Below are 1,911 nucleotides of genomic sequence, written 5' to 3'. Positions count from 1 at the left end.
CGCTGCCGCGCCTGCGCTGCCGCCACCGACTGCTTTGCCTGCAGCCATGGACTTTCCGCCCGTGGCGACCGCAGCTCCGGCCATCAGAGCTGTTCCTGCTGCGGCGGCACCGGATCCACCCGAGCCGACGGCCGCGACCGCCGGCACCAACAGGCGCATCATCGCGGGCAGAACCGCCGCGGCCATGGTGAGCATGACGATGCCCAACAGCGATTGTTGGAGCTGGTCGATGTCGGGGATCTCGCCCTCGGTGACGTTCGCCGAGTTCTGTGCGGTCAGGAACGCCATCGCGTAGACCAGTGCGCCGACGGGCTTGAAGAGCAGGAACGCAATGATCCAGGCCACGATCTTCTCGTAGGACTGTGAGCCGACCGAGGTACCTCCGGCCGCGGCCGCGAGCGGTGCGGCCGCGACAGCGGCAATGAGAAGCACCTGGCGGGCCACGAGCATCACTGCCTGCGCGATCGCGCCGAGAAGTCCGACAAATCCGATGATCAGCATCAGCCCCGGGGTGGCGCTGCCGTAGGAGTTGATCGAGAGCATCGAGTCGACCATGCCCACCGGGTCACGGTTGGAGGTATCGGTGATCAGCCAGTCCGAGAACGCGTCCCCGGCACGGGTTCCCGCGGCGACGACGACGGAGAACATCGTGGCGGCAATGACGGTGCGGGAGAGGGCCTTATAGGTTTCTTCGGCTTCGTTGAGCAGTGCGTGACGACGCGCAGCCGCCAGACGCAAGGCCAGGAAGATGATCGTCGCGACCAGCAGTGCGAGTTGTATCCAGCCCGTGTACTCCGAGATCGTCTGCAGCGGAGTGAAATTCTGCAGATCCGGGTTCGGGATCTTGATCCACCAGGTCATCGCCATGGTCAGTACTTGCGCCATGCCGGTGAGGATCGACTGCACGATCTCCCCGAACTGCGATTCCCACATCTCCGCGAACTGGCTGGTGGCGAAGTTTTTGGCTGCGTCGAGGGGGTTGCCATCGGCGGCGCACAGTGCGCCGCTCGCGCCGCCGATCAGATCGCCGATAACCGGCAACTGCGTGCCCAATACGTCTCCGACGACGTCGCCGGCGGTGTCGCACGCGGTGGTCTGCGCCGAGTCCGTCTGTGCCGTGTCGTCCGGGGTGGGTTGCTGCGCGGCCGCGATCGCACTGCCGGTCAGCATCACCGCAAGCGCGATCACCAGTGCCACTGCGGTCGACCGGAGGTACCGGAGGGCGAGGGTCGTCATTTGCCGGGCCATTGCGTCCACCCCGCCAACGTCGGGGTGTTGCCGACCTTGCCCGCCTCGGCGAGCTTGAGGGACCAGTCGCCGCCGCGCCAGAGCAGCTCGATCGGCACCGTGGTCCAGCCGTTGCCGGAGACGTTCTTGCCGGCGTATTCGATCACCGCGTAATCCGAGGAGTAGTAGGTCAGGCGGTAGGCCTCCTGTCGAAACAATGGCTTGGCCGGCGGCGCGGTGTTGCCGGCCGCGATCTGACGTTGGGCGTTGGCGAGATTGCGGTCGAGCTCGGTCTGCAGCTCGGGGGTCGAGGCGACCGCTCGGGTACTCATCACTGCCGCTGCACCCTCGAACGTGGATTGGCTGCGGTTCACCAGCTGCAGTCCCGCCAGGGCCGCGCCTTGTGGGGTTCGAGCGAAGCCGGTGGCGAGGGCACCGTCGACTGCGGTGGGCCCGTCGGAGGCGGAGAACGGGAGGGGATAGTTCTGCACTTTCTGCCAGATCACCCCGGCAGGCGGGGCGCTCTGGTAGTCGGCGGAGCTGGGATCGGGGCGAGAGCCGGGGTCTTGGTCGAGGGCGATGCCGTTCGGGTTCGGGGGCACCTCGACGCGGAAGCCGAGTTCGTCGAGGTAGGGCAGTCCCCCAGTCGCGCGGTTGCTCTGGGTCGGCTGCGGCGCGGCGGGA

2 protein-coding genes are annotated in these 1,911 nt (G+C 67.1%); both read right to left on the bottom strand.

The window, feature by feature from the left end; translation table 11 throughout:
* Positions 1-1,236 (bottom strand): hypothetical protein (locus RHBS_RS27345; protein ID WP_128646903.1); only part of this gene is annotated, 1,236 nt, incomplete at its 3' end.
* The coding region (locus RHBS_RS29400; RefSeq protein WP_187298667.1) for a hypothetical protein at positions 1,233-1,911 on the bottom strand (679 nt) is incomplete at its 5' end. The genes RHBS_RS29400 and RHBS_RS27345, both read right to left, overlap by 4 nt.

The sequence above is a fragment of the Rhodococcus sp. BS-15 genome, from assembly GCF_000813105.1.
In the GTDB taxonomy this organism is placed as follows: Bacteria; Actinomycetota; Actinomycetes; order Mycobacteriales; family Mycobacteriaceae; genus Rhodococcoides.
Note: the sequence above shows the minus strand (reverse complement) of the source record. Positions and strands in the feature narration are given on the sequence as shown.